At 67.7% G+C, this 18,884-nt stretch carries 13 protein-coding genes and 4 pseudogenes; 15 read left to right on the top strand and 2 right to left on the bottom strand.

Features of this window, described 5'->3' with window-relative positions:
- The first annotated feature begins 660 nt into the window (after positions 1–660).
- The 5 genes and pseudogenes from AC07FT_RS12510 to AC07FT_RS12490 all read left to right on the top strand — a co-directional run bounded on the left by AC07FT_RS12510 (position 661) and on the right by AC07FT_RS12490 (position 9,406).
- Entirely contained in the window at positions 661–3,360 is a 2,700-nt protein-coding gene (locus AC07FT_RS12510) for a helicase associated domain-containing protein (RefSeq protein ID WP_479176192.1), read from the top strand.
- A complete protein-coding gene (locus AC07FT_RS12505; RefSeq protein WP_479176190.1) occupies positions 3,357–3,941 on the top strand; it encodes a TniQ family protein in 585 nt (194 codons plus the stop codon). Before AC07FT_RS12510 ends, AC07FT_RS12505 begins: the two co-directional genes overlap by 4 nt.
- Before the next feature lie 277 nt (positions 3,942–4,218).
- Positions 4,219–4,991 (top strand): annotated as a pseudogene (locus AC07FT_RS12500) (TniB family NTP-binding protein); the annotation flags it as partial.
- Between the two features lie 868 nt (positions 4,992–5,859).
- The gene (locus AC07FT_RS12495) at positions 5,860–8,421 is read left to right on the top strand and encodes an SdrD B-like domain-containing protein (RefSeq protein ID WP_479176188.1); all 2,562 of its coding nucleotides are present in this window, start codon (positions 5,860–5,862) and stop codon (positions 8,419–8,421) included.
- A 388-nt stretch (positions 8,422–8,809) separates the two neighbouring features.
- Positions 8,810–9,406 (top strand): hypothetical protein, encoded by a 597-nt coding sequence (locus tag AC07FT_RS12490; protein ID WP_479176186.1) that lies wholly within the window; start codon positions 8,810–8,812, stop codon positions 9,404–9,406.
- A gap of 7 nt (positions 9,407–9,413) precedes the next feature.
- Here AC07FT_RS12490 and AC07FT_RS12485 read toward each other — a convergent pair whose 3' ends face one another.
- A complete protein-coding gene (locus AC07FT_RS12485) occupies positions 9,414–10,757 on the bottom strand; it encodes a right-handed parallel beta-helix repeat-containing protein (protein ID WP_479176184.1) in 1,344 nt (447 codons plus the stop codon).
- Between the two features lie 88 nt (positions 10,758–10,845).
- Here AC07FT_RS12485 and AC07FT_RS12480 point away from each other — a divergent pair.
- From AC07FT_RS12480 to AC07FT_RS12445, 8 genes and pseudogenes are all read left to right on the top strand, one after another.
- Positions 10,846–11,463, top strand: a pseudogene (locus AC07FT_RS12480) (Dyp-type peroxidase domain-containing protein); the annotation flags it as partial.
- Positions 11,420–11,842 (top strand): annotated as a pseudogene (locus AC07FT_RS12475) (VOC family protein). The pseudogenes AC07FT_RS12480 and AC07FT_RS12475, both read left to right, overlap by 44 nt.
- A 42-nt stretch (positions 11,843–11,884) precedes the next feature.
- Positions 11,885–12,166, top strand: a complete 282-nt coding sequence (locus AC07FT_RS12470; RefSeq protein WP_479176182.1) for a hypothetical protein — start codon at positions 11,885–11,887, stop codon at positions 12,164–12,166.
- 287 nt (positions 12,167–12,453) lie between these two features.
- The gene (locus AC07FT_RS12465; RefSeq protein WP_479176180.1) at positions 12,454–13,725 is read left to right on the top strand and encodes a wax ester/triacylglycerol synthase domain-containing protein; all 1,272 of its coding nucleotides are present in this window, start codon (positions 12,454–12,456) and stop codon (positions 13,723–13,725) included.
- A gap of 87 nt (positions 13,726–13,812) precedes the next feature.
- A complete protein-coding gene (locus AC07FT_RS12460) occupies positions 13,813–13,953 on the top strand; it encodes a hypothetical protein (protein ID WP_471206424.1) in 141 nt (46 codons plus the stop codon).
- Positions 13,950–14,534: a hypothetical protein gene (locus AC07FT_RS12455; protein WP_479176178.1), complete on the top strand. Its 585-nt coding sequence runs from the start codon at positions 13,950–13,952 to the stop codon at positions 14,532–14,534. The genes AC07FT_RS12460 and AC07FT_RS12455 overlap by 4 nt, the downstream gene beginning before the upstream one ends.
- 45 nt (positions 14,535–14,579) lie before the next feature.
- Positions 14,580–15,191 carry an FAD-dependent oxidoreductase gene (locus tag AC07FT_RS12450; RefSeq protein WP_479176240.1) on the top strand — a complete coding sequence of 204 codons (612 nt, stop codon included), beginning with the start codon at positions 14,580–14,582 and terminating at the stop codon, positions 15,189–15,191.
- A 928-nt stretch (positions 15,192–16,119) separates the two neighbouring features.
- Positions 16,120–16,242 (top strand): annotated as a pseudogene (locus AC07FT_RS12445) (MerR family transcriptional regulator); the annotation flags it as partial.
- Positions 16,243–16,260: 18 nt separating this feature from the next.
- On the opposite strand, the gene AC07FT_RS12440 reads toward AC07FT_RS12445, so the two are convergent.
- Positions 16,261–17,271, bottom strand: coding sequence for a winged helix-turn-helix domain-containing protein (locus tag AC07FT_RS12440; protein ID WP_479176176.1), 1,011 nt, complete (start codon positions 17,269–17,271; stop codon positions 16,261–16,263).
- A gap of 246 nt (positions 17,272–17,517) precedes the next feature.
- Here AC07FT_RS12440 and AC07FT_RS12435 point away from each other — a divergent pair, with 246 nt between their 5' ends.
- Together AC07FT_RS12435 and AC07FT_RS12430 are read left to right on the top strand one after the other, a co-directional pair.
- Positions 17,518–17,940, top strand: a complete 423-nt coding sequence (locus AC07FT_RS12435) for a hypothetical protein (RefSeq protein WP_479176174.1) — start codon at positions 17,518–17,520, stop codon at positions 17,938–17,940.
- Between the two features lie 156 nt (positions 17,941–18,096).
- A complete protein-coding gene (locus AC07FT_RS12430) occupies positions 18,097–18,471 on the top strand; it encodes a hypothetical protein (RefSeq protein WP_479176172.1) in 375 nt (124 codons plus the stop codon).
- Positions 18,472–18,884: the final 413 nt, after the last annotated feature.

Here is an 18,884-nt window from a genome sequence, read left to right as displayed (position 1 = left end):
CTGCGGGCTGCGCCCGCAGGAAGTGAACTGCCCGGCTTCGCCGGGCAGTTGCCCACGCTTCGCGTGGGCGGCCTCCTTCCGCTTCGCTCCAGGAGGCCAGAGAAACCGGCCCGCGTTGCGGGCCCGAGCGGGGCGGCCGCTGCGCGGCCAGCCCCGGGGCTGGTAGGCGGTCAACTATGCCTATAGGAGGCATTCATGATGGTGTCACGGGTGCTTCGCGCCCGTGACGGGCGGGTCCGCTGCGCTCCCCCACCCATCTACCCCTTCCGGCTTCGCCCCCAAGGGTCCTGACGTCAAATCACGCAGGCTGGCTAGTAATGGGGGTGGGGGTCGCTCGATCGTGTCAGGTTCCAGTGTAGTGGGTGCATCAAGTTGGATGCACCATGTACCTTTGGCGAAAACACGAGACACCCGGAAGCCTCAATTCGAGAGGAACGGCGGCAGATGGCCAGTCAACCCAAATCTACCGGAACGGACCCTGCACAGATCGGTTGACGCAGTGCCAGGCCGTTCATACCAACGCTCGGTTGAAGCTGTTCGCGCTCCTGGCCGCCCAGGACGTGCCTGCGGCTGAAGCGTACGACCTGGAGGCCGGGGCAGTCGCATCCGCATACGGCCGTCTGGGGACCCGCCGGAATCAGGCATCGGGAGGGCAAGGAAATGTTTGCGATTCCACTCAAGGAGCACCAGGTCGATCAGAAGGCGGCTTTCCGTAAGTGGATGGGATTTCCTGCAAGGTCATCTGTGCCACCGGAGGGGGTGCGCGCCACAGGGGTGTCCGCGACCGGTTCCGGTAAGACGATCACGGCCGCCGCGTCTGCGTTGGAGTGCTTCCCGGGCGGGCGGATTCTCGTCATGGTGCCCACGCTGGAGCTGATCGTGCAGAGCGCTCAGTCCTGGCGCCGGGTTGGGCACCGGGGGCCCATGGTCGCTGTCTGCTCGGTGGACAAGGATGAGGTTATGGAGCAGCTTGGGGTGCGTGCCACCACCAATCCGATCCGGCTCGCCCTGTGGGCTGGGAAGGGGCCCGTGGTCGTGTTCGCGACGTACGCCTCGCTGGTGGATCGCCTTGATCCTGAGTGCCCGTTGGGTCAGCGGACGGTTCGCGGGCCGCTGGAGGCTGCTCTGGCGGGCGGGGAGGGCCTGTATGGGCAGCAGATGGACGGGTTCGACCTCGGGATTCTGGACGAGGGGCACATGACCGCCGGAGACATCGGCCGGCCCTGGGGCGCGATCCACGACAACGCCCGTATTCCCATCGACTTCCGGCTCTACTTGACCGCCACTCCGAGGATTCTGGCTTCTCCGCGGCCTCAGCGGGGCCGGGACGGCCAGGAGCTGGTGATCGCGTCGATGGAGGCCGACTCCAGCACCTACGGTCCCAGGATTTTCGACCTCGGGCTGGCGGAGGCGGTGGAACGCTCGATCTTGGCGGGGTTCGAGATCGACGTGCTGGAGATCCGTGACCCCGACCCGATCCTGGGTCTGTCCGAGGACGCGCTGCGCGGCCGGCGGCTCGCGCTGCTCCAGGCCGCGCTGCTGGAGCATGCCGCGCAGTACAACCTGCGCACCGTCATGACCTTCCACCAGCGGGTCGAGGAAGCCGAGGCGTTCGCCGAGCAGATGCCGGCGACCGCGGCCGAGCTGTTCACCGCTGAGGCATCCGCGGCCGCTCTCGCCCATGCGGAGGAGCTGCCTGTCTCTTCTATCGATGCCGAGCTGTACGAGCTGGAGGACGGCCGTCATGTGCCTGCAGACCGGGTGTGGGCCGACTGGCTGAGCGGCGACCACCCCATCGCCCACCGGCGTGAGGTCATCCACCAGTTCGCCAATGGCATCAACGCCAATAACCGGCGCGTGCACCGGGCGTTTCTCGCCTCCGTTCGAGCCCTCGGTGTTGGGGTGGACATCACCGGGCTGCGCGGGGTGGAGGCGGTGTGCATCGTCGGCTCCCGCAGCTCCCAGGTCGACATCGTGCAGAACATCGGCCGCGCCCTGCGTCCCAACCCCGACGGCACCGTGAAAACCGCGAGGATCATCATCCCCGTCTTCCTCGCACCCGGCGAGGACCCCAAGGACATGGTCGCCTCCGCCAGCTACCAGCCCTTGGTCGACATCCTCCAGGCGCTGCGCTCCCACTCGGAACGCATGGTCGAGCAGCTCGCCTCCCGGGCCCTGACCCGCGATGAGGACCGCCGACGTCTCCATATCCGCCCTGATCGCGGCGGTGCAGAGGCAGACGGCGGTGAAGGTGCGGAGCCCGATAGTGAGGCGCAGCGGGAGGCGGATCGTGTCACATCGATCGTGGTCAACTTCGCCGCCCCCCGGGACGCCGCCGACATCGCGGCGCTGACCCGCTGCCGCGTCATCCGGCCCCAGTCCCTGGTGTGGCTGGAGGGCTACCAGGCTCTACGGCGCTGGCGCACGGAGAACGAGATCACCGGCCTGCACGCCGTCCCCTACGAGACTGAGACCACCGCAGGAGCGACCGAGGAGTTTCCCCTGGGCAGGTGGGTGCACCAACAGCGAAAAGCGCTGCGCTCCGGAGAACTCGACTCCCACCGCAAGGAACTCCTCGACGAAGCCGGAATGGTGTGGGAACCCGGCGAAGAGGCATGGGAGAACAAACTCGCCATGCTGCGCTCCTACCACCGGGCCACCGGACACCTCGCACCCCGCCAGGACGCCCTCTGGGGCGAGGGTGAGGCGATGATGCCCATCGGGCAGCACCTGGCCAACCTCCGCCGCAAGGGACGGAAAAACGGCCTGGGCAGGGACCCGGAACGGGCAGCGGAGCGCGCGGAGCAGCTGACCGCGATCGACCCGGACTGGAACTGCCCATGGCCGCTCGACTGGCAACGCCACTACAAGGTCCTCGCCGACCTCACCGCCGACGAACCCGACGGCGTGCTGCCCGACATCCAGCCCGGCGTGCTGGTGGACGGCGACGACATCGGACGATGGCTCACACGGCAACGCGAACCTCACACCTGGGCGCAGCTGTCCACCGAACAGCGGGAACGACTATCCAAGCTGGGCATCAAGCCGATTGAGGCGCTGTCTCCCGCCCCGGCAGTCACACGTAGGACAAAGGGCCCGACCAAGGCGCAGCAGGCGTTCCGGCGCGGCCTGACAGCCCTCGCCCAGTGGGTGGAGCGGGAGGGTGCGGACCGGCCGGTGCCGAGGGGTCATAGCGAAGAGATCGCGGTCAACGGCGAGATGGAACCGGTGGCCGTGAAGCTGGGCGTATGGGTATCCAACACCCGCGCACGGCGGGACAAGCTCACCCAGGAACAGCTCGCCGCACTACGAGGGCTCGGGGTTGAGTGGGCTGTGGGTGCCGCCAGGAGGTCTCGGTGAGCTCTGGCGGTGGGGTGCTGCGGCTGGCTCCGCTCGCCAAGGAGACGACGTTCTCCTTTCTGTGCCGGGTCGCTGCCTGCTACGGGATGGAGGAGCAGGCGTTCCTGTCGCGTTGGCAGGCGGTGAACCACCGGGCTCGGCATGAGGGCGGGGCCGTGCGGGCGGATGGGGAGGTGCTGCTGGACGCGGCGGCCGGGCAGTCGCTGGGGGTGTTGTGCGGGGTCGGGGACCAGTCGTTGGGGCGGGCGTTGCCGTCGTGGGGTCGGGGGGATCCCAAGCTCGACGGTAAGGACGGTCGGGGGCGGGTGGTGGGGCGGGACGGGAGTGCGGTGGTGGAGCCGGTGGCGTTCGGGTGCATGCTGTGCACGGCGCGGCGTGCGGGTGTCCCGGGTCGTGTGGTGCGGTACGCGGCGCGGTGGGAGCGGGTGTGTGTGCAGCACGGGCGGTGGGCTCTGGACGCGGATGCTGACCAGCCGCTCGAGTATCTGGATGTGCGGGGCGTTCCGGAGGTAGGTGCCGCGCAGCGGCGGTGGTGGGGTGTGGCGCGGCGTGCGGTGCGGGCAAGGGGTCGGGGCGGATGAGGTGTTCGGGCTGGCTTACGCGGTGGTGGCCCGGTGGTGGGAGGGGGCGTACGGGTGGGAGCGGGAGGAGATCTGGCCGCAGCGCCTGCACCGGGTCGCCGGTGGGAATGCGGGGGTTGATCTGAAGCGGTGGCGGATGGTGGGGCGCGATGCCGTGATCTTCCCGGAAGTGGTGGCAGTGGCGGATGCGCTGCTGGATCCAGTCATGGCGGAGCTGGTGTGGGCGGACAGCGGGGGTGCGCGGCCGCGGCCGCTGGGGGCGGACGGGGAGTTCTGCACTGCTCGTCCTTCGCTGATCGTCACCGGGCCGGCCGCTGCCGGGAAGACCACCGCCCTCCTCCACGTCGGGCGGACCTGCCACCTCGCCCACACCACACAGCACCCGCCACCGGCCGCCGCCACGCATGCACCGGTGCCGGTCGCGTATGTACTGGTGCCGCCCGGGGCGACCGCGAAAGCCCTCGCGACAGAGTTCGCCCGCTACCTCGGAATCCCCGTCACCGCTCGCATGACGCAGGCCCAGATCACCGACGCCGTCTGCCACACCTACAACCGTGTCGGCGTACGCCTGGTACTCATCGAGGAGATCCACTGGGGCTCAACCCCCCGCACCACCACCGGCGCGGAAACCGCCGACTGCTCAAAGACCTCACCGAACGCATCCGGGTGACGTTCGTGTACGCGGGCATCGACGTCACCGCCACCGCTCTGTTCTCCGGGGTACGCGGGGCACAACTCGCCGCACGGGCTTCCCTCGTGGAATGCGGGGCATTCCCGGCGCGCCTCGGGAAACGCGAACCGTTCCGTGAACTGATCGCGGGAGTGGAAGCAGCGCTCGATCTCCGTACGCACCGGACGGGCATACTCTCGCGCCACGCCGCCTACCTCCACCAGAGGACCGCGGGCCGGATCGGGAGCCTGACCCGCCTGATCCGACAAGCCGTGATCACCGCAATTCTCGACGGCACCGAACGGGTCACCAAAACCAGCCTCGACGCGATCCGCCTGGATCACCTCGCCGAAACCCACCACCGGCCCACCGCCAGCTGAGCACACACCCAAGCGGTAGCCCCCGGTCTGTCCCCGCCCGGCCCCACCACACACGAGGCTGTGACCAGGGAAAACACGTACCGTCCCCTTAGGAGGAGGTGCTACCTGAGGAACACCGAGACACTCTCAACGAAAACGAGACACCTCCAGACCAGCGGGCATACCACCACGCGGAACCGCGCGCACACAGTCTCAACCCACCCCGGATGCCCCCAGCACACACCTCTCCCCCACCTCAACTACACCCCCACGAAACGACAGGAGCGCGCCACCGTACGAACGCCATGCCGCTTTATACGGAGACCCGGAAAGCCCTTCGCCCGCACTGTCCTTCCCGCGCCCTGGCTCGGAGCGCCTTCCGAACGCTCTTTCGCATAATGAATATGACGCCCGCAGGCGTAAACGCACCCGGCGGGACCGGAACCGGCCATGACGTCGCTGTCGCACATTCTTCCGATCGCCATTCTCCGGGCGCTCGGGGACCATTGCGAATCCCGATGGATATCAGGCGTTCTGCTGGTGACCGCGAGACTTCAGCGGATAAGATATCGCGCGCTGCTCGCGATGGCGGTCGGTGAGGTTGGCGGTGGGGGCGAGGGTGCCGTGATTGAGTTGCGAAAAGACGCCATCCGGGGCGGTCCTGCCCGAGGCCCTGAACGCACGTTCGCTTTTTCTGGCCCGCGGCGCTTACAACGTGCCCGCAATACTCTCGAACGATCATCGCAAAGCGGTCCACGCAACAGCAGTGGACCCTTTTTCTTTTCCGTGGCATTCACGACTGGCGTCCGCGTCTGGGGCCACGAAGGGGACATGCGGCGCGAAGCGGGGGCTTCGTTTCCACGACAAGAGAAGTGTGGAGTGTGATGCCATGAACCGAGTCGGCAGAGGGTCACGCCGGTCGGCCCGCAGGCTTGCGGGGGCGCTGGCGCGCATAGGGTTATCTGTTCTCTTGCTGGCAGGCGGCGCCGTGGGAGCGACGGCTGGACCGGCCGCCGCTTCGATCGCCGATGGCACGCTGACGGTCGAGGTGCTGCGCGACTTCTTCGGCACCGGCGTGATCAACACGACGATGGACGTGCCCCAGCGGGGCATGAAGGTGGAGATCTCCGACCCCGCTGGGCACGTCGTCACCGGCGTCACGGATGCCACCGGGAAAGTCGTGGTGTCGCAGTCGACGGCGCTGAGCGGCGGGCAATACCGCGTCGACGTCAGCATCCCGGCAGCGTACAGCGACTATCTGCGGGGGGCACCTGCGTCAACGGCGGAGAACCACTTCCACAGCTTCACGTCGTTCGTGGATGTGTCGGACGGGAAGAACGCCTCGGTGGTGACGGGGGTATGGGACCCGGCCGACTACGCGCTGCCGGACTCACGGTATTTCGTACCGGTCCACAACGGCGCCAACGGGACGGACAACCGGGCGTTGGTGGCGTTCGGGACGAAGACCCGGGGCACGTGTCCCACCGATGTGTCGTGCCCGGACACGCTGGCCACGCAGGACCAGGTGGGCACGACGTTCGGGTTGGCGTACGACAAGGACCGGAGCCGGCTGTTCCAGAGCGCGTTCGCCCGCCGGTACGCCCCGTACGGGCCGAAAGGCGCCGGTGCGGTCTATACGGTGCCGGTCAACGGCTCGGGTGCGCCGGAGCTGTTCGCGCAGGTGCCGGACGCCGCGGTGACGCCGCACGACACCGCCAACGTGATCAAGGATCCCGGGTTCACCGACGCACCGGGCAAGGAGAGCATCGGTGGCCTGACCCTGTCGGAGGACGGCTCCACGCTGTACGCGGTGAACCTGCGGACCCGCAGCCTGGTGAGCTTCGACGCGACAGGGGCCACCGCCTCGGAGCCCGAGGCGACGGTGCCGATCCCGGACCCGGGGTGCGCGAGCCCCGGCGACTGGCGGCCGTTCGGTCTCCAGGTCCACAACAACACGCTGTACGTGGGCGGCGTGTGCAGCGCGGAGAGCACACAACAGCGCGGGGACCTGAAAGCCGTCGTCTACACCTACGACGGCAAGCGGTTCTCCACGGTGCTGACCCACGCACTCACCGACAAGCGCGGCAGCGTCTTCGGTTCCGGCGACAAGGCCACCCACTGGAACCCGTGGAACACCAGCCTGGACACGTGGGACGACCGGAAGAGCGGCAGCGTCTTCATCGATCCGCAGCCGGAGCTGGCCTCCCTCACCTTCGCCCGCGACGGCTCGATGATCCTGGGCTTCCGCGACCGGTTCATGGACGTGCTCAGTTGGGGAGGGCTGGACCCCCGCCCGGGGAACGACACCCCGGAAAACGGCATGTCCGGTGGTGACATCAGCATGGTCTGCGCCACTCCCACCGGTGAATACCAGTGGGAAGGCACCGGGAGCTGCCCCAATCACGCCACCCCCGCCAACAACGGCGGCCAGCCCGCCGATGTCGCCGAATACTTCCCGGGCGACTTCTACGCCAACGCGCACCAGGAGACCGCGCTGGGGTCGGTGGCCTATATCCCGCAGCAGCAGTGGGTCGCCAGCACGGAGTTCGACCCGGTCGTCGACGTCGCGACCTCAGGGACCGGGTACCACGACGTCACGACCGGTCAGGGCCCGGGCAACGAGCCGAAGGCCAACGGATTCCAGTTCGTCAGCCGGGAACAAGGCGGGTTCGGCAAGGCCGGTGGGCTCGGTGACATCGCGTACGCGGCGGCGAACGCGCCGATCCAGATCGGCAACGTCGTGTGGTTCGACGGCGACCACAACGGGATCCAGGACCCGGGGCACGTGCTGCTCCCGGGGGCGACGGTCAACCTGCTGGACGCGGAGGGCAAACAGGTCGCCACGACCAGGACCGACGCCGCCGGTGAGTACTACTTCGGTGGTGCCGGCGCCGAGTACGAGCTCACGCCGGGTGCGAAATACACGGTGCAGTTCGACGTGTGCACCGCGGACACCAGCAAGGTGCCCGAACAGCCCCCGGCGAGCGAGCTGCGGTTCACGCTCCCGCGAGCCGGCGACAACCGTGCGCATGACTCCAATGTGACGCCGCCGACCACCGGGCGGTTGTGCAACGGCTCCGCGCCTGTCACGGCGCCGGACCAGCCGGGCGAGGTGGATCACACGATCGACGCCGGGGTGTACATCCCGAAGGCAACCCCGACGCCGACCCCGACCCCGACCGACACCGCGAACCCGACCCCGACCCCGACCGACACCGCGACCCCGACCCCGACCCCGACCCCGACCTCACCACCGGCCCTGCCACCGGGCTCTACGCCGCCGTCACCCGCGCCACCTGCCAACCAAGCCCCGGCCGGTGGGAGGAAGGGTTCGCTGGCGAACACCGGTATGTCCGGGCTGCCACAGGTGATCGCCCTCGTCGGTCTGCTGGTGGGTACGGGCCTGGTCATCGCGTTCATGAGCCGGAGGCATCGCGCCCAGAAGCACTGAACCAACCGAACAATGGTGACCTGCCTGCCCGCGATCCGTATGGCGCGGTCAGGCAGATCACGTCTCGGCCGGCCCACGAGAGCCGGTCTTGGCGTCGTCTGCCACCGGACTGCCGAGTGCCGCCGCGACCGCGCGGCGATCGAGCACAGTGTGGTGATCGAGAGGGTGAATCAGAAGAGTGGCAGCATCGAGCCGCGTGCGGAGCGTGAAAAGCCGGCAATCTCTACCAGGCCGTGCGGCTGGCAGGCGCCGATGGCTGCGGCCCCGCTGGGCGGCAGCCGTCATCGGCGTTGCGGCCGCCGCGGTGGCCACGTTCCCGGCCGTAGGCGGCGGCTCTGGCCCCGGCGGTCCGCGCGCACTGACGCCGGATGAGGTGAACCGGCTGGCGATGACGCGGTTCCGTAACTACGAGGCGCACGGCCGCGCGGTGACGATCACCGTGCCGGGCACTGCCGGTGGCCTGACCGTCACCGGGTCCGTCGACTACCAACGCAAGCTCGGTTACGGCGTGGTGCGTGGCAGCGGACGCGACACATCCAGCGACGGGCTGATCGAGTGGACGGCCCGCGCGGTGTTCGTCCACCCGATGACGAACGCCCCGGCGCACCCACCCGTGTCGCCGCCCCGCTCTGGCTGGTACGGCCGTCCGATCCAGTCCTCCGGCAGCTCGCTGGACAGCTCGCTGGCCATCGCACTCGGTCTCGGCAGCGACCGGCCGGAGAACGCCCAACTGCTGCCGCAGAACGGCGCCGCCTGGTGGGGACGAGACCACGTGGTCGGGCATCGGGTGGACGTCATGACCGGGCCGTCCTCCCGTGACCGCTCCGGTAAGGCGGGCAGCGTGCGCTACTGGGTCGGTTCGGACGGCACCATGTACCGGGTGCGCGTCAGCGTGGGTTCCGGGTCGCAGCCGGTGGTCATCGATTTCGACACCCACAAGTACGTTCCGGTCAGGCCGGTACCCGGAACCACCCCGGCCCGGTAGCCGCAGTTCAGGACGCCCGCACCCGCGCGTCCGCGGCGAGCAGGGAGGCCGGCGGCAGCGGGATGTCTGTCGTGTCCGGCGGGGCCGGAACGGCCGGGACAGCGGTGGCGCCCGTAGTGGTGGCGTTGGGGAACCGAGGCTGTGGACCAGGTGCCGCGACCTCGGTGAACGGGATGCCACGGGGTGCCGTCGGCATCGTCCACCTGCCGTCCGGCGAGGGCGACTTGGCCGGCAGCGGGCAGGACGCGGTTGTCGCGAGCCGGGCGGGCACCGTGGTGCGCAGATCGTTGCCGCGCAGGCAGTTGCCCCGTCCCCGCGTGGCGGTGGGGAACGTCCAGCCGATGTCGACGCCGTTGCCGGTGAACGTGTTGCCCTCGATCCGGTTGCCGACCGAAGGGATGTCGGCGGTTGCGGTGATCACCAGCCCGGCGTTGCTGTTGTCGACGACGCGGTTGCGGATGAACCGGTTGTCGCTGCCGCCGTCGATGCCGATGCCGGTGCCCCACCCGCCGTCGGCCTGCTCCGGGGTGGCCCTGTGCTGGTTGGCGGCGATCAGATTGCCCGCGAAGACGGCGCCCCGCTGCGGGAGCAGCTTCTCCTGGTGGTCGGAGTTGGTGGTCAGACCGACCCGGTTACCGACAAGACGGTTGCGGACCACGTACATGTCGCCGCTGGCGTTGGTGCTTTCGAAACCGACCGCGTTGAGTTCGGCGACGTTGTCCCGCACCACGATGTGACACGGCTTGCACTGCCCGACATAGATCCCCGAGTCGGCCCCACCCGAGGTGTACGAATGCTCGATGACACCGTTCTGCGCGGAGAACGCGTAGATGCCGTACAGCCCGTTGCGGGTCGCGGTCACATGCGAGACCAGGAACGACTTCAGGAAGGTGACGGGCTCATCGCCGGTGTCGTACCCGCCGCTCTGCCCCGGCAGCCCGGCGGCCGCCGCCGCCGAACCAGTGACCAGCACCCCGTTCTGCGTGTTGTTCTCCACGGTCAGGTTCTCCACGGCCACCCCGGGCGCCGCGACGACGACACCGTTCGGCTGCCGCAACCGCCCGTCGATGACGACCTTGTCCCGGGACGCGCCGCGAAGAGTGATGCGAGCCGTCTCGATCTTCACCGACTCGTGGTACACACCGGGAGCGACCCGCACCAGGTCACCGGGCCGGGCCAAGGACACCGCATCCGAGATCGTCGGGGCATCGCCAGGCACGCGGATCGTCACCCGCGCACCGGTCGGCCGCCGGCCTTTGCCCGATCCGCCATCGCCACCGCCGCCGCAGCCGACCACCAGTGTCAGCGTGCCCAGTACCGCCGCCAACGCGCGAAGAGCTAATCGAGGCATGATCCGAGTCTGGCAGAACGCCCAACTCCACGCCGTAATTGGTGAGATTGACCGACGCGCACGATTCGAGTGTGACACCCTGCACCCCATGCATCGAGCCGATCACCCTCCGTCTCGCCGCGCGTTCCTCGATGCCACCGCCATCATGGTGGCCGCGGGTGTGACCGCCGGGTGCACATCGGACTCCGCCCGGCCAGGCCGGCACGCCCCTGCCGCGGCGGCCACGCCGACACCGGTTGCGGCGACGGGACGGCATCAGGCAGGCATCACGCTCCCCCAGCCGGCCCAGCGCAACCTGCTGGCCGTGGTGGCCGACCTCGGTACCACCATGGCTCCCGGCCCGTTACTGGCCGACCTCGGCAAGGCCATCCGCACGCTCGCCGCCGGGACCGACCCGCGACTGCTGGGCCTCCCGCCGGGCGACCTCACCGTGACCGTCGGCGTGGGCCCCCGGCTGGTGCGCACGGCCGGGGCTTCGCTGCCCGGCGCGACCGACCTGCCACGATTCTCCCGCGAGCGGATCGCCCGACGGGCACGCGGCGGTGACCTGCTGATACAGATCTGCGCCAGCGACGCACTGCTCCTGCCGGTCGTCGCCGCCGCGCTCCTGGACCAGGCCGGTGACCGTATCCACGAACGCTGGCGACAGTCCGCACGCCGCGGTGCGAACGTGCCCATCGGCAACGGCCACACCGCGCCACGAGATCTGGGTGCCCGACTTCGATCAGGCCGTCGCCTCCTTCGGATGGCTCCTGGAAAACCTCGGCTACACCCTGTTCCAGAGCTGGAGCAACGGCCGCAGCTGGCGGCTCGGAGCGACCTACCTGGTCTTCGAACAGTCCACTGCCCTCACCGCCGACAAGCACGACCGGTGCCGGCCCGGGCTAAACCATCTGGCGTTCCACGTCGAGGACTCTCCCACCGTGGACACACTGGTATCCGAGGCCCACGGCACGGCTGGAACCTGACGTTCCCCGACCGCCACCCGCACGCCGACGGCCAAAAGACCTACGCCGCCTACCTGGAGAACACCGACGGCCTTCGAGGTCGAAATCGTCGCCATCAACCCATCCGAACTAGACTGACGACGATCACCCCATCCACAGGTCTTGACGATAACTCTGCAGATGACATCCGTCCTGAAGCATGTGTGCATTGAGTCGATCGCGGACGAGATCGACAACGAGGATGAGACCCTGGCCTACCTCGAGGAACTGGTCGAGGGGTTCGCGAGTGACTTCCCGGGCCATGGAGTGGTTCTGACTGAGGAGTACCCCGATCCCGTCCTGTGGATCCCTCCGGCGGGGGAAGCAACCGTCATCTGGTACCACCGCGACGCCTTCGACCGGCAAGAGGCGTTCACCACAGTGGTGGCCGGCGTCCTGGACACCGAAACGACGGTCTGGTGACAACAGTCGCGACGGCATAGGCGAGCCCCCGCGTAATCGACGCCGCATGCATACGAATGACGGAAGACAGGGGCAGGGTCTTAAGGCGTGTCCTATGAGTCCCGCTCAACGGCCGGCTTCGGCCATGGCGAGACGGCGGAGGATTGATCGACCCGACGGCAGGGCACAGATCTTCGACGTGCGGCTGACGGGGAGGGCGGTCGCATGCGGCCCATCGGTCTGGGCCGGGCACCTGCCTCCACAATCTTGGCCCGATCCCGTTGAGTTTGGGTGAAGAGAGGCATCACATGGCCGTACTGGGACACCAGCCATCCGCGATGGACGTGGTCTGTCACGAGCAGTCGGCACTGACAGTAGGTGCCATTCTGCAGCTTTCCGGAGCACCTCCGCGTGCAGAAGATCTCCGGGCTCATATCGCCGAACGTCTGGAGTTGCTGCCTGCGCTGTCGGTCGTCTTGGCGGGGGACGGTTTAGGGGCCCGCTGGGTTCAGCGATCTCCACATCTGGCCGATCACATCCGCAGTCAGCAGTTGTCCCCGGACCAGACCCCACACGACGCTGTGCGGGAATTCATGGAGTCGCCTTTCCCTCGGGGCGGTCCGCGCTGGGAGATCAGGCTTCTGCACGGACATACTCCAGACCGCTATGCCATCGTGTATCGCGTCCATCACGGAGTTCAGGACGGCGCCGGCGTGGCGCACACCCTCGATACCCTATTCGGCGCCCATCCGATCCCTCCCGATGAGTCTTCCGCTGTGGTGCGTGCTCTGGTCGCTCCGCCGGTCCCTTCTCTGTGGCAGCAGACGGCAGCAGCAGTGTTCCTGGCCCGTACCACGGCCAAGAGCGACTTGTGGCCCCATCCGAAGTACCACTACTCCGACAAGCGGACACTGAACTGGGCCGCGGTTCCCACGGACACGTTGCGTACCGCGGGCCGCGCATATGGGGGCACCTGCAATGACGCCTACGTCGCGTCCGTGGCCAGGACCTTCGCGGCGTGGACGGCGGTCCACGCCCCGCACGCCTCTCACTCCGACTTGCCCTTGACTGCGCCCATCAACATCCGCTCACCTGCTGATGTCGCATCCCCCGGCAACCACGTCCTGGGCGGGCGCATGATCCTTCCGGGTGGAGAAGCACCTGCACCGCGATACCTGGCAGCGACCGTCAAGGCCACGGCCCTACTGAAGTCCGCACCCCACCGCGAGGCTTTCCGGCGCCTTGCCCAAAAAGTCCCGCCGCGACTGGCGTACCGGCGAATCCATGAATTCCTGAGGCCCGAACGCGGAGCATTCTTCTGCTCGAACGTCGTGCTGCGCCATCCCCTACAGTGGCGCGGCGTCCCCGTCCAGGCTGTCGATCCCCTCGTGTCGCTCGGCGCTCCCGCTGCGGCGCTCCTCTATACGTACCAGGGACGCTCCTCAGCGATCTTCGTCACCGACTCCGTTCTGCCGGACATGGACAACCTGCATCGGCGCTGGCAAGAGAACTTGTATGAGTTCGCCGCCACACAGCCCGACCATCACGATCACCGCGGTACGGAAGGAGAAACCGGATGAGATTCTCCCCGATCTCCTCACCGCTCCGTCACCCACTACCGGTCCGCCGATACCCCCACCGGGTCGCCGGACATCCTGGACTGCACGATGGACGACCTCATCGAGCCGATCGCAACGGCCGGCGCCGTGAAGAAGCCGAAGAAGGCGGCGGCAGGCGGGGCATCCGCCGCCGAGGGAGTCGGTGACCTGCGGCCCAAGCGGGCCCGGATCGCACCGGTGGACCGTTGAACGGGTACGCGGAGGAGGTTCTGGCCGACCCGGTCGGCATGGCCGTGCGGCTGGTCGGGAACGTCGAGCGGCACCTGGCCGCCGACCGCGTTCGCGAGATCGTCTGCACGGTGATGCGTGAACGAGCCGGTCGTCGACGCCTCGCTCAGGCCCTGCATGACGATCCGTCGCTGCTGCGGACCGGACGGCCTCCGGCACCGTTCTGCGTCGCGCGGTTGCTGATGGCTCTTCGCGAAGCAGGCGCCCAGGACATCGCGCTTCCCCGCTGCGGTGAGTGCGGCCGCGGACGCCCCTACGTGGGCAGCCGCACCGGCGGCCGGTGGGGATGCTCGCCCCGCTTCGACAAGCCCGCCGTCTGCGCGGGCTGCCATCAGCAGCGGCGCGTCGTCAGCCGGGACCGCCACGGCGACCCCCGTTGCGCGAAGTGCCCGGACACAAACGGCGATCCACTCGCCGAACTCACCAGACTCGTCACCGCCCTCGATCCCGTGCTGACCGCCGACACTGTTCGATCAGCCCTCGAACGCGCCACCGTCCGAACGGCTGGCCGACGCCGCCTGGCCTGGGCGAGAACGAGCTGACTGTGGTCGGCGACCTGACCAGCGACCCCGCCGGGGCCATACGGCATCCACTTCGTACAGGCGACCGGCTTCGCCGCCCTGATCGGCGACCCCGTGAACGGCGTGGCGCTTCCTGACGGCACCGAGCTCACCGCAGACCTGGTGGTGAGCTGCGCCGGAGAGGTGCCCTGTGTGGACTGGCTGGCCGGGACGGGCCTCGCCAGCCGCCTCGGCGTCGGAATCGACGATGCCTGCGCCACCACCGTGCCCGGCGTGTTCGCCGCCGGCGACGTCACCTACCTCCGCAGCGACGGCACACGGCCCGACCGGCGCGCGCCCTTCTGGTCCAACGCCGTCGCCCAGGGCAGGACCGCGGCGGCCTCCGCCCTCGGCCTCCCTCCCGACGGACCATGGCAGGACGACTACTTCTGGACCGAGGTTGCCGATCTCGCTGTCAAGGTCGTCGGCCGTCTGCCGCTCATCGGCGAACCGACGACACTGAAGGGCAACGTGGCCGAGGGACGCGCGCTGCTGACTTGGACCCATGCCGACGGAACGGCGACGGTGGTCGCCTACGGACTGCGTAAGCCCGTCACCGCGCTACGGGACTTGGCCGTCACGTCCACGCGTCCACCTGGCGCGGCAGAGCCTGCGAACAACATGACATGCAGGAAGTGAAAGGCCTTGGCCGCTCGTGGCGAAGGGCAACGGTTGGGGCGTATCTGAGCCGCCCTTCGCGAAGAAAGTGGTGCGCACCTTCCACTTGCCCGTGGGCGCCGACGTGGCCGAATGGATGCCAGCCTTCGGGATTTCGGCATCCTGTGATGGTACCGCTGACATGCCGAGAATGCCTAAGGATGCGGCGGTGTCTCCCACAAGGAGTCGTCGGGCGACTTCGTGATCACTCTTCCGCAGTCGTGATGACTCTCTGACGCGCACAAGTGAAACTTGTGACTACTGAGAGCCCGGAACGAGACACGCAGGAATTACGCAAACTGATTTATGAAGTTATTACTCCAGTTGTGCGTCTTGATCTTCAATCCTGGTTCGTGGCATACCAGGGACAAGGGCTGATTTGGTGGCCTGCATCGCGCACAACACGGATCTGCCGACCGCTGTCGCACAACAGTAACTGGATCTCACTATCGATGAGCGAGATCAGTCGCATCCGTGGCGGGTTGGCCTCGCTGGCGCGGATGACGGTGCTCTATGCGTGCGCCGGGGACCATGGCGCCGTGGCTGATCTGCTGCGGCATGGTGTGAGCTGTTTCGTCGACCCGGACTTGACGGGGCAGCACCGGACGGGCGTGTCCCGAATACCTCGGCGGAGGGACTGATAAGAAGGCCACTGAGTGACCCTCGGTGGCAGGTCACCCCTTGACCGGAATCGCGACCAGGCAGGGCCGCGGGGTCGGGCCTGTGGCCCGGTGGATCCCGGAGGCCACCGTGACGTTCAGACCATACGAGGACGACCTTGCGGGGCTGCCCTTCGGGTCCGGTCCAGGCCAGTTCCAGGCCCTCGGCGGTCGAGGTGTCCGTTGCGGCACCACGACGGCGCCGGCCCATGCCCCGCGGGGAGAGGCTTTCGCTGTCTCAGCCCGAAGCCGACCACAGGACCCCGACCGAGGCCGCCTGCCGCACCGTCATCCTCGAAGACCAGCTCGAAGAAGCCCAGCGCAGCAACGCCGAATACCACCGCGCCGCCGAATCATCCGCTCTACCCCTCTGACCTGTACGGATCGGGATGCTACCTGGCAGAAGCGGAGAGTAAGGCGAGTCCCGCTGGCGTGGCGGCGTGGCGGGCATTCTTGCCGTCGCGGAGCAGAGCCGTGAGGCCAGCGTTGCGCAGGATGGTGGCGTGTTCACTGGCACTGGACAAGGAGATACGGGCGATTTCGGCGACCTGTGTAGTGGTACTGCCGGGATAGTCAGCGATCACGCGCATCACAGTGGCCCGGGTGCGGCCAAGCAACGCGGTCAGAGATTGGGACGGTTCCGCCAGCGCCGCTGCGGTGACGGTGGCCGACTCTACGGAGAGCCGATGGTCTGAGCGGATAGGGAAAGTGATCCACGGCTGAGGTTCCGCACTGTCTTCAAGGGCTGGGTAGTGCGAGCCGAACAGCGTTGGGATGAGCAGCAACCCGCGGCCGTCGAGGTAAACATCGCCGCTGCGCCCGGAGGCCATGGTGACGTGCAGCACGGGGGGCTGCCAGATGATCCTGCGCGGGTTGAGTTCACGCAGGAGGCGCCCTACTCCATGTTCGCTCAAATGCCTCAGACGAAGAGCCCGGTCCGCGTGAGCAAGCCGGTCGATCTGTGGCCAATACGGTGCGATCAAGCGCTCATGAGCCTCCTCAACCAAAGCAGCCAACTGTTGGACGAACTGAGGTTCCTGGCTGGCCCGGTATGTGTCCGGCGACAGCCGCGCGACGCCTTGCCCGGCCCATTCCTGCAGATCCTTGCGTACACGCTTTGCCGGAGTGGAACGCAACTGCTCCACAAGATCGGCCGGGCTTCCTTCGCTGACCAGGCTGAGGAAGTCCAAACCTGCACCAGTCGGCGGAGTCAACTCGAGCAGAGGGCGGAAACGTGGGTGGAGCTGCCTGGCCGCGCGATCTCGCCAGGGGTCAAACTGCACAGGATGCGACCTCTCCTGCAACAGCCGGATCCCGATATCCAGCTCAAGCAACGGACGAGGACCCAAGGCCAGACGGGTACGGGCCAGATCTTCGGCGGTGAAGTGTATACGCAGAGCCACTCCGGTGATTCTTCCCGATGGCCTCACTTCGGACGAGACCGAAATGAGTCGACGCGACCACACCATCGACCGAAGCTGTAATTGCAACACGACGACCCGGACGGGATCCCAAGTGGGGCCCGGTCGGTTCTGGCCCTCGGTCACAGAGGCGCAGCCATTCCCGGCGTCATGCTGCGAGGTCGGCCAGAGGCCGCAGCCAGCCGCTCAACAGTTCAGTCACCCACGAAGCAACGAAGGAGAACACACATGCGTGCACGTCTGTTACTCACCGGCATAGCTCTGGCGACGACCACCCTGGTGGGCGCCACCCCCGCACAAGCTGCGCCCCCGTACCCCTTCTACGGGAAGAGCACGACCAACAACGCGGAGATCAGCGGCACCTACGAGTATCACGTAACCGGAAGGACGCCGACCGGTGAGCCGATCTACGGTGGTTCGTTCTCCAACGCTGGCGCTAAGGACCTCATCCGTGGAAACAACCTGGAAGCGGTTCTCGCGCTGTCGTACTCCTCGTGGAAGGACGGCGCCTGGCACAACCAGGATCGGTATGCAAGTAAGGTGAACGAGTTCGATTCGTGGAGGTTCGCCAACAAGAAGGACATCCGAATCTGGGCGTGCGACCGCAAGCTCGGTGGGAGGGCTTTGATCAACTGCAGGCTGATCGGCTGATGCGGTAGGCCCGGACTCTGCCGGTGGTTCCGTCCCGCTCCTTAGCGGGACGGAACCACGACCGGAGTTCTATGAGTCTGTCCGGAATGTTCACGGCCGGATCATAGGTCGGTCTCGTCAAGTGATCTTCAGATGGGCGCCGCTACTACTGGCCGCATGAACTTCAAAGCATTCATCGTCGGTGCGGCTGCTGCGGCCTTCGTCTTGCCGACTGTGCCCGCTGCGGCGGAGCCCGGCGACACCGTGACGACGACACTCACACAGGCCATCGCCGACCCCCCAGTGGCGGCCGAGGAGCGCACGGGCTACGAGCGCGGCAAATTCCGGCACTGGGTAGACGCGGACCGAGACGGCTGCAACACCCGCGCGGAGGTGCTGATTGCCGAGGCGACTGTCCCGCCGACGGTGGGACCGAGGTGCAGCATCTCCGGCGCGTGGCGCAGCTACTACGCCGACGCGGACCAGACGGCGGCCCGCGCCCTGGACATCGACCATATGGTCCCTCTGGCCGAGGCATGGGACTCGAAGTAGGCGGAGTTGGGCCGAACGCATCATTCCGCTCGTACCCCTGACCCCTTGGGCGAGCTCGTGGACGCGGTTGTCGCTCGATCCGGTGAGGTTGCGGCTTTCTGACCTGAGGCGGGGCATCCAACCCCACGATGTTGCATCTGATGCAATCATCTGGAGCGTGGGATGAGCAGGGTAGATCTGCCGGGCGCGGTCCGGTTGGTGTGTGCGAACAACGTGCGGGCGCTGGACCCGGCTCCGGCGATGTTGGAACGGGATGCTGCGAGGGTGGGAACAACAGCAGCCAGTCGGCTATTGGCACGCCCGGCTCGACGCCCCCTTCCCACCGGGCGACCTTCTCGCGCCGGAAAGCCATGTGACCATGTCCGGGCACGGCGGCCCGCTCCGCTACCGTCTTGGCGTAGGTGGCGAGGCTG

This window comes from Streptomyces sp. NPDC045899 (assembly GCF_056431485.1).
The sequence above is the reverse complement of the archived record's forward strand: the minus strand, read 5'-3'. Positions and strand labels throughout refer to the sequence as shown.

What these genes read in the sequence shown, in the direction of transcription:
- AC07FT_RS12510 (WP_479176192.1), top strand. Translation starts at nt 661, where the DNA reads ATGTTTGCGATTCCACTCAAGGAGCACCAGGTCGATCAGAAGGCGGCT.
- AC07FT_RS12495 (WP_479176188.1), top strand. Translation starts at nt 5,860, where the DNA reads ATGAACCGAGTCGGCAGAGGGTCACGCCGGTCGGCCCGCAGGCTTGCG.
- AC07FT_RS12490 (WP_479176186.1), top strand. Translation starts at nt 8,810, where the DNA reads ATGACGCGGTTCCGTAACTACGAGGCGCACGGCCGCGCGGTGACGATC.
- AC07FT_RS12485 (WP_479176184.1), bottom strand. Translation starts at nt 10,757, where the DNA reads ATGCCTCGATTAGCTCTTCGCGCGTTGGCGGCGGTACTGGGCACGCTG.
- AC07FT_RS12470 (WP_479176182.1), top strand. Translation starts at nt 11,885, where the DNA reads ATGACATCCGTCCTGAAGCATGTGTGCATTGAGTCGATCGCGGACGAG.
- AC07FT_RS12465 (WP_479176180.1), top strand. Translation starts at nt 12,454, where the DNA reads ATGGCCGTACTGGGACACCAGCCATCCGCGATGGACGTGGTCTGTCAC.
- AC07FT_RS12460 (WP_471206424.1), top strand. Translation starts at nt 13,813, where the DNA reads ATGGACGACCTCATCGAGCCGATCGCAACGGCCGGCGCCGTGAAGAAG.
- AC07FT_RS12435 (WP_479176174.1), top strand. Translation starts at nt 17,518, where the DNA reads ATGCGTGCACGTCTGTTACTCACCGGCATAGCTCTGGCGACGACCACC.
- AC07FT_RS12430 (WP_479176172.1), top strand. Translation starts at nt 18,097, where the DNA reads ATGAACTTCAAAGCATTCATCGTCGGTGCGGCTGCTGCGGCCTTCGTC.